This window comes from Kitasatospora sp. NPDC059571 (assembly GCF_042735675.1).
GTDB lineage: Bacteria > Actinomycetota > Actinomycetes > Streptomycetales > Streptomycetaceae > Kitasatospora.
On the sequence record NZ_JBHWBW010000004.1, the window covers coordinates 1 to 8,090 of the forward strand.

General features: G+C 74.9%; 7 protein-coding genes, 1 tRNA gene and 1 pseudogene. 7 read left to right on the forward strand and 2 right to left on the reverse strand.

The features are described from left to right. Positions 1-314 (reverse strand): annotated as a pseudogene (locus ACFV0G_RS01460) (hypothetical protein); the annotation flags it as partial. Positions 315-884: 570 nt separating this feature from the next. Here ACFV0G_RS01460 and ACFV0G_RS01465 point away from each other — a divergent pair. Together ACFV0G_RS01465 and ACFV0G_RS01470 are read left to right on the forward strand one after the other, a co-directional pair. After that, a complete protein-coding gene (locus ACFV0G_RS01465) occupies positions 885-1,631 on the forward strand; it encodes a transglycosylase family protein (RefSeq protein ID WP_380539724.1) in 747 nt (248 codons plus the stop codon). Positions 1,632-1,841: 210 nt separating this feature from the next. Continuing rightward, positions 1,842-2,345, forward strand: coding sequence for a transglycosylase family protein (locus ACFV0G_RS01470; RefSeq protein WP_380539727.1), 504 nt, complete (start codon positions 1,842-1,844; stop codon positions 2,343-2,345). Positions 2,346-2,427: 82 nt separating this feature from the next. Here the strand turns inward: ACFV0G_RS01470 and ACFV0G_RS01475 are convergent, their stop codons facing one another. Beyond that, positions 2,428-3,255 carry an MBL fold metallo-hydrolase gene (locus ACFV0G_RS01475; protein WP_380539730.1) on the reverse strand — a complete coding sequence of 276 codons (828 nt, stop codon included), beginning with the start codon at positions 3,253-3,255 and terminating at the stop codon, positions 2,428-2,430. A 365-nt stretch (positions 3,256-3,620) separates the two neighbouring features. Here ACFV0G_RS01475 and ACFV0G_RS01480 point away from each other — a divergent pair, with 365 nt between their 5' ends. From ACFV0G_RS01480 to ACFV0G_RS01500, 5 genes are all read left to right on the forward strand, one after another. Beyond that, positions 3,621-4,298 carry an alpha-ketoglutarate-dependent dioxygenase AlkB family protein gene (locus ACFV0G_RS01480; protein WP_380539733.1) on the forward strand — a complete coding sequence of 226 codons (678 nt, stop codon included), beginning with the start codon at positions 3,621-3,623 and terminating at the stop codon, positions 4,296-4,298. 183 nt (positions 4,299-4,481) lie between these two features. After that, a complete protein-coding gene (locus tag ACFV0G_RS01485) occupies positions 4,482-5,345 on the forward strand; it encodes an acyl-CoA thioesterase (RefSeq protein WP_380539736.1) in 864 nt (287 codons plus the stop codon). A gap of 49 nt (positions 5,346-5,394) precedes the next feature. Beyond that, positions 5,395-6,192, forward strand: coding sequence for a DUF1684 domain-containing protein (locus tag ACFV0G_RS01490; RefSeq protein ID WP_380539739.1), 798 nt, complete (start codon positions 5,395-5,397; stop codon positions 6,190-6,192). A gap of 275 nt (positions 6,193-6,467) precedes the next feature. After that, complete coding sequence (locus ACFV0G_RS01495; protein ID WP_380539742.1) at positions 6,468-7,751, forward strand: MFS transporter; 1,284 nt, start codon at positions 6,468-6,470, stop codon at positions 7,749-7,751. A 154-nt stretch (positions 7,752-7,905) separates the two neighbouring features. Beyond that, positions 7,906-7,979 (forward strand) — tRNA-Pro (locus ACFV0G_RS01500). Positions 7,980-8,090 lie beyond the last annotated feature (111 nt).

Genomic DNA, 8,090 nt, shown 5'->3' on the forward strand with positions numbered 1-8,090 from the left:
GCCGCCGGGGAGGCGGCGGGCGAGCCGGCCGCGCCCTGCGCCTGGCTGATCGAGCGGACGGCGCCGAGCAGCTGCTCCTCGTCCACCGGGACCACCTGCGACGGGATGCACCGGGCGTGCGCGAAGGCGAGCACGGCGGTCTCGTCGCCGATGAACAGCACGGTGCTGGTCGCCTCGCGCAGGGAGTCGCCCGGTGCACGGCAGGACGTGCAGTCGTAGGCGTCGGGAGCGTGAGCGCCGGCGAGCAGGCGGTCGGCCTCGTCGTCGCCGATCTCGGCTCGTACTTCGTTGCTGACATCGAGCATGCGCGGCAAGGGGGACTCCTCCGGTCGTCAGGGAAATGGCTCGGCGCACCTGGCCGCCATTAGCAACGGGAGGTTGTGGCCGGAGTCACGGGTGCGTCCGGCACCGACGGGATTTGCCCCGGATCTGACTGCGTCGGGTGGCCACCGGGTCGCAATCTGTCGATCGGGTGCCCGAGCTCACAGGGCCGAAACTGTGACCCGGCGCACCATCGACCGGGGATCGATCATGGAAAATAGGTATAAATCGGGCAATCCTCCTGGCTTTGCTTGATCGATACTGCCGGTAACGCCGTGCTGAGCTGGGACGACCCCGAACTGTTTGTCCGCCCGGCCTGAGCCCTCGTAGGTTCTTGCCCAGTGCACCGAGCACTTCCCGGGCTCACCCCCGTGCACCGCCCGCCGACCCGATCGGCGGCGCGGGTGCCCGCCCGGCGCGGCTGACCACCGCGCGGCGAGGAAGGTGGCCGGGGCGGCGCGGCACGTCCGACACGTGCCGACCGTCTTGCGGACGCGGTAAGCGAATCGAGCCCTTCAGGGCCTGGTTCCGCCTGCCCGCCCGGGGTTGTCGAGAGGAATCTCATGATCTTCCGTAACGAGACCGCCGCTGCCACCACCACCGCCACCAAGCGCAACCGCGCCCGGGTGGCCGTCCTGGGCGCCGTCGCTGTCGCAGCGGTCCCGGTGGCCGGCCTCGTCACGGCCAACACGGCCTCCGCCGCCTCCGTCTCCACCTGGGACGCCGTCGCCCAGTGCGAGTCCACCGGCAACTGGTCGATCAACACCGGCAACGGTTTCTACGGCGGCCTGCAGTTCACCTCCAGCACCTGGGCGGCCTACGGCGGCCACGCCTACGCCGCGCAGGCCAACCTGGCCACCAAGGCGCAGCAGATCGCCATCGCCGAGAAGGTGCTCGCCGACCAGGGCCCCGGCGCCTGGCCCGTCTGCTCCGTCAAGGCCGGCCTGACCAAGGGCGGCGCCCCCGCCCAGGTCGACACCGCCACCACCGCGGCCCAGCCCGCCGCCCCGGCCGCCGCGCCGAAGCCGGCCGCCCCCGCCGCGCCCAAGGCCGCCGCGCCGAAGGCCGACACCACCCAGCAGGCCAGCCGCAGCGAGACCCGCGCCAAGGCCGACTGGAAGTCCAAGAAGGCTGCTGCCGCCCCGGCGCAGCAGACCAACGGCGGCTCCTACACCGTCAAGGCCGGCGACACCCTGAGCAAGATCGCCGCCGCCAAGGGCCTCGACTGGAAGACCCTGTACGCGAACAACTCGGGCGTCATCGGCGGCAACCCGAACCTGATCCTCCCGGGCCAGGTCCTCTCCGTCTGAGTCCGCTCGGACGGCTGAACGCCACCGCGGCCGCGCCCCCGCCCTGACCGGCGGCCCGGCCGACCGCACCACCACCGCGCCCGGCACCACCGCGGACCGCGGACCCTCGGATCCGCCACCGTGCACCGCCCTCCCGTCAGCCACCCGCCCGCCACCCGCCCGGCGTTCTCCGGCGGCGCCGCCCGCGGCCGCTGCCTACGCTCGGGTGCTGTGTGCCTCGACGCCGCCCCGGCCGACGGCCCGACGGCCCGGCGGCCGCCCGCCGTACCGACCGTGCGCGCGGCCCTGACGGCCCTGATCGCGCTGTCCGCCGCGGCCCTTGCCGCGCCCCCGGTGGTGCCGCCCGCCGCCGCGACCGTACGGGCGGACCCGGCCCCGTCGCCCGCCGTGCCGCCGACGGTGCCGCCCGTGCTGCCGACGGTGCCGCCCGTGGGCCGTGACGACGATCCGCAGCCGGTGCCGGACGAGACCTGGGACGCCCTCGCCGACTGCGAGAGCGGCGGCGACTGGCAGGCCGACACCGGCAACGGCTACTACGGCGGCCTGCAGATCTGGCTGCCCATCTGGCGCGACGCCGACGGCCTGCGCTTCGCCGAGCGCCCGGACCTGGCCACCCGCCGCGAACAGATCACCGTGGCCGGCGAGATCCTCCGACTCCAGGGCTGGCAGGCCTGGTCCGACTGCGCCCACGCGATCGGCCTCCTGCGCCGCTGAAAGCGCCGTGCTGAAGCCGCCGCCGCCCGTGCCTCCGCTGCCCGCGTCCGGCCCGACCGAAGTGAGTGCGGGCCCTGTCGGCTCAGGCCCGGCCGGCCCGGTCGCCCGCGTCCAGCGTCTCGCCCTTCGCCGCCCGGATGCCGGCCTCCAGTGCCTCGCGCAGCCCCGCCTCCGGGTACAGCCGCAGCATCGCGGACTCCGCCGCCCCGGCATCCGGCGCCTTGCCCAGCTCCCGTTCGAACGCCCGCAGGTACTCGCCGGTGAAGGCGATCGCCGAGTCGTCCTGCGGAGACCCGGCGGCCCGGTGCCCCGCCAGCACCATGACCGGCTCCAGCGCCGCCACACCGTCCAGCAGGTCGATCCAGGCGGCCCGCTGCACCGGCTGCGGGGTGTCCGCCGTCCGCACGTGCACCCCCTGGAAGAGCAGCACCCCGCCGAGCACCGTCCGGGTGCGGTGCTCCCACAGGTAGTGCCGGTCCGGCAGGCCCAGCTCGAACCCCCGCACCTCGAACCGGTACCCCTCGAACTCCACCGTGTCCGCCTCGACCGGCTGCAGCCGCGGCGGCCGGGTGGGCAGCTCGCTGCCCAGCCGCGAGGCCCACGCCGCCAGCTCCACCGGGTACGTCTGCGCGATGTTCTCGATCACCAGCGGATGGGCCAGGAAACGGGCCTCGGGGAAGGCGTTCTGCACCTCCTCGGCACCGAAGTAGAAGTCCGGGTCGCTGTGGCTCACCACCACGGTGGTCAGCGGCAGCCCGGTGGCGCGGACCCGGTCCGCCAACCGCCGTCCGTCCGAACGGGTGAGCCCGGTGTCCACCAGCATCACCCCGTGCACCCCGGTCACCAGCACCGCCGTCTTGTGCATCGAGCTCTCGGGCAGATCGACGACGGTGAAGTCGAGCCTGCTCATGGCGGCTCCCTCCGGTGGGCGGTCGGGGACGGGTTCGGGCGCGGTCCCGGACGGCACGGACGCTCCCCGATCAGCCTCGTCCGCGGGCCCGGCCCACGCATGCCCGGCCCCGCCCGGCTGCGCCGAACGGCCGATCCCGCCCCGGCCCCGGTTGCCGACCGGGCCGCCGTCACCGCCCGCGCCGTCTGCCGCCCACCGTCACCCGACGTCACCGACGTCACCGCCCGCCCCGTCACCGCCCGCGCCGTTGCCGCCGCCGTGTGCCACCCGCCGCCGCGTCCCGCCGCAGCGGTCCGAGGGAGGGCCGGGAGCCCCACCGCCGCGAGAACCGCCGCCGGCCGGCGGGCGGCTGGGAGGATGGACGGGTGACCGGCGACCTCCTCCCGCTCCCGCGCGAGCGGGCCGAACCCGCGCCCGGCGCCGTCCACCTCCCGGACTGGCTCGACGCCGCGCAGCAGCGCGAGCTGGTCGCGGCCTGCCGCGACTGGGCCCGGCCGCCCGCCGGCATGCGCACCATCCGGCTCCCCACCGGCGGCGTCATGTCCGTCCGCACGGTCAGCCTCGGCTGGCACTGGTACCCGTACGGCTACGCCCGCACCGTCGTCGACGGGGACGGCGCACCGGTCAAGCCCTTCCCGCCCGTGCTCGGCGAGCTCGCCCGGCGGGCCCTCGCCGACGCGTACAGGCCGGACGGCCTGGCACAGGTGGCCGGCGCCGCCGGGTACGCACCGGACATCGCCGTGGTCAACCACTACCCGCACGGCGCGAAGATGGGGCTCCACAAGGACAAGGAGGAACGCGTCGACGCCCCCGTCGTCTCACTGTCGATCGGCGACGCCTGCCTCTTCCGGCTCGGCAACACGCAGACCCGCACCCGGCCCTGGACCGACCTGGAGCTGCGCAGCGGCGACCTGCTCGTCTTCGGCGGCCCGGCGCGCTTCGCGTACCACGGGGTCGTCCGCACCCTGCCCGGCACCGCCGACCCCGACCTGGGCCTGGTCGGCCGCCTCAACATCACCGTCCGGCAGTCCGGGCTGACCTGAGGCCCGCCGCGCAGCGCCGGGCCGCGCTCGAACTCCGCAGGCGCACCGGCGGGTCCCCGCGGGCGTGCACCGGAGGGCGGCTCGCCGCCCCACCCGCCCGGGAGGCGGGAATTCCCCCGAACCGCGCAGACTTTCAGGTAGGCGTAGAGCGCCGCGATCCGGCGCCGGGAGAGGACAGAGGCCATGGGCACGCCCGTCGACCAGCTCGTCGACCTGCTCGATCTGGAACAGATCGAGCTCAACATCTTCCGCGGGCGGAGCCCCGAGGAGGCCCTGCAGCGGACCTTCGGCGGGCAGGTCGCCGGCCAGGCCCTGGTGGCCGCCGGGCGCACCGTCGACAGCGACCGCCCCGTGCACTCGCTGCACGCCTACTTCCTGCGCCCCGGGGTCCCCGGAGTGCCGATCGTCTACCAGGTGGACCGCATCCGGGACGGCCGGTCCTTCACCACCCGCCGGGTGCTCGGCATCCAGCAGGGCCGGTCGATCTTCGCGCTGACCGCCGACTTCCACCTGCCCGAGCAGGGCGGCATCGAGCACCAGAACGCGATGCCCGACGTCCCCGCCCCGGAGGACCTGCCCAGCGCCCTGGACGAGGTCGGCTCCCGGCTCGGCGAACTGCCGCCCTTCATCAGCCGCCGCCAGCCCTTCGACATCCGCTACGTCGACCGGCTCCGCTGGAACAAGGAGGAGCTGGCCGGAGTCCAGCCGCGCAGCGGCGTCTGGCTCCGCACCAACGGCGCGCTGCCCGACGACCCGCTGATCCACGTCTGCGCGCTCACCTACGCCAGCGACATGACGCTGCTGGACGCCGTCCGCGTGCCGGTCGAACCGCTCTGGGGGGAGCGCAACTTCGACATGGCCTCGCTCGACCACGCGATGTGGTTCCACCGCCCGTTCCGCGCCGACGAGTGGCTCCTCTACCAGCAGGAGTCGCCGATCGCGCACGGCGCCCGGGGCCTGGCCCGGGGCGAGATCTTCGACCGCAGCGGCCGACTGGTCGTCTCGGTCGTCCAGGAGGGCCTGTTCCGCCCGCTCGGCACCCGCTGAGCGGCACCCGCCCTCGTCCACCGTCCGCCGACCCCGGGAGGGACACCCGATGACCGCAGCCGACACCGCCGCGGAGGCATGGCAGCGCTGGACGGAGGCCCGTGCCGCGGCGGTCTCCGCCGCACACGGACCGCTCGCCCTGACCGGCACGCACTGGCTCGGGCCCGAGCCCGAGGAGATCCCCGGCCTGCCCGGGGCCTGGTGGGCGGACGAGGGGGTCGTCCGGGTCAGCGCCAAGAGCGCCGACGGCCTCCGCCTGGAGGGCGGGGACGGGGCCCTGGAGGGGGAGATCACGCTGCGCCCGGACACCAGCCCCGAGCCGGACCGGGCCGCCCACGGCGACCTCCGCCTCGTCCCGATCGAGCGCGAGGGCGAGCTCGCCCTGCGGGTGTTCGACCCGGCCGCGCCGACCCGCACCGCCTTCGCCGGGATCGACACCTACCCGTACGCGCCGGACTGGGCGGTACCGGCGGTCTTCACCCCGTTCGAGGACGGTGAGCGGGCGGTCACCGTGCCGAACGCGGACGGGCGGGAGCGGCCGCTCGGCGTCGCCGGGCGGATCGCCTTCACCCTGGCCGGGGAGCCGCACACGCTGACCGTCTCCACGTCGGCCGGCGGCGGCCTCAGCGGGGTCATCGCGGACACCACGAGCGGCCACGAGACGTACCGGTTCCGGTTCATCACGCTGCCCGAGCCGGACGCGCAGGGCCGCACCGTGCTCGACCTCAACCGGGCGTACCTGCCGCCGTGCGCGTTCGCCGACCACTTCGTCTGCCCGTTCCCGCCGCCGGGGAACCGGCTTCCGCTCGCCGTCGAGGCGGGGGAGCGGCACGTCGTCACCGGCTGATTCCCCCCGGGCCGGGCCGGCGGCGCATTCGTGGGCGGGACCGACCCCGGCCGGTCGGGCGTCAGGGGCATGACCGAGCATGGGTCCTTATGGCGACTGACCACTCCTCCACGTCCGAACGCAGCACCGAGCTCGCCGACCCGCCGGCAGGCCCGGAGCCGGATTCCGGTGCGGCACCGGCCGACCGGGCCGCCGCGGTCGGCGCAGTCGGTGCTGTCGGCGCGGCCGGCACGGCCGGCGATGCGGCTCCCGTGCCGGGACCAGTGTCGGCACCTGTGTCGGCACCTGTGTCGGATCCGGCCCAGGCTGCCGGTGGCCGACTGCGGCGGGCGGCCCGCGGAGCGCTCGCCGACATCGGACCGCTGCGCGACATCCCCGACTACCGGCGGGTCTGGTTCGGCCAGACCGTCTCCTCCGTCGGCCAGCAGATGACCGCCGTGGCGGTGTCCGTCCAGGTCTACGACCTCACCCGGTCCCCGTTCGCCACCGGTCTGGTCGGCCTGTTCTCGCTCGGCCCGCTGATGGCCTTCGGCCTGTGGGGCGGCGCCATCGCGGACACCGTCGACCGCCGCCGCCTCGGCCTGATCGGCTCGGCAGGCCTCGCCGCCGTCTCCGTGCTGCTCGCCGCCCAGGCGCTGCTCGGCCTCCGTGCGGTCGCCCTGCTGTACGCGGCGGTCGCCGTCCAGGCGGCCTTCTTCGCCCTCTCCTCGCCCGCCCGCTCGTCGATGATCCCGCGCCTGGTGCCGCGCGAGCAGCTGCCCGCGGCGAACGCCCTCAACACCGTCAGCATGAACCTCGGCATGACCGTGGGGCCGATGCTCGGCGGCCTGCTCATCGGCGCGTACGGAGCCCAGTCCGCCTACCTCGTCGACGCGGTGGCCTTCAGCGCGACCCTGTACGCGATGTGGCGGCTGCCCGCCATGCGGCCCCTCGGCGACCGCACCGGCCGGGCGTCCGTCCTGGACGGCCTGCGCTTCCTGCGCAGCCAGCCCAACCTCCGCACCAGCTTCCTCGCCGACCTCGCCGCCATGATCTTCGGCCTGCCGCGGGCCCTCTTCCCCGCGATCGCCCTCGGCTTCTACGGCGGCGGCGCCGGCACCGTCGGGCTGCTGGTCGCCGCCCCGGCCGTCGGCGCCCTCGCCGGCGCCCTCTTCTCCGGCTGGATCGGCCGCGTCCAGCGGCACGGCGCCGCCGTCCTCGCCTCCGTCGCCGCCTGGGGCCTGGCGATCGCCGCCTTCGGCCTCGTCCGCAACCTCCCGCTCGGCCTGCTGTTCCTCGCGGCGGCGGGCTGCGCCGACACCGTGAGCATGATCTTCCGCAACACGATGATGCAGGTTGCGGCGCCCGACGAGATGCGCGGCCGCCTCCAGGGCATCTTCATCGTGGTGGTCGCCGGCGGGCCCCGCCTCGGCGACTTCGAGTCCGGCTCCGTCGCCGCCCTCACCTCACCCGCCGTCTCCGTCGTCACCGGCGGTCTGGCCTGCATCGCCGCCGTCCTCCTCCTCGCCGCCCGCCGCCCTGCCTTCCTCCGCTACGACGCCCGCCACCCCACCCCCTGACCAGCCCCGACACCCCCCGGCCACGCCACCGCAAACCTGGCAGCGAGCACCCCCCGACGTGCTGTATTGTTTTCCACGTCGCCGGGAGACCGGGGACAAGGTCGAAAAGCCGAAGACCACCGACCGAGGTCGGTGACCGGAGGCGGCGAGACCACGGGACGTGGCGCAGCTTGGTAGCGCACTTGACTGGGGGTCAAGGGGTCGCAGGTTCAAATCCTGTCGTCCCGACAGAATGTCGGAAGGGGGCCGGGGGGGGGCCGAGACCGGCCCCCGACCCCCAATTCGACTAGGGGGCTACGAGTAAGGCATCCGCGAAGCGCCCCCAGGAGCTAAGCTAGA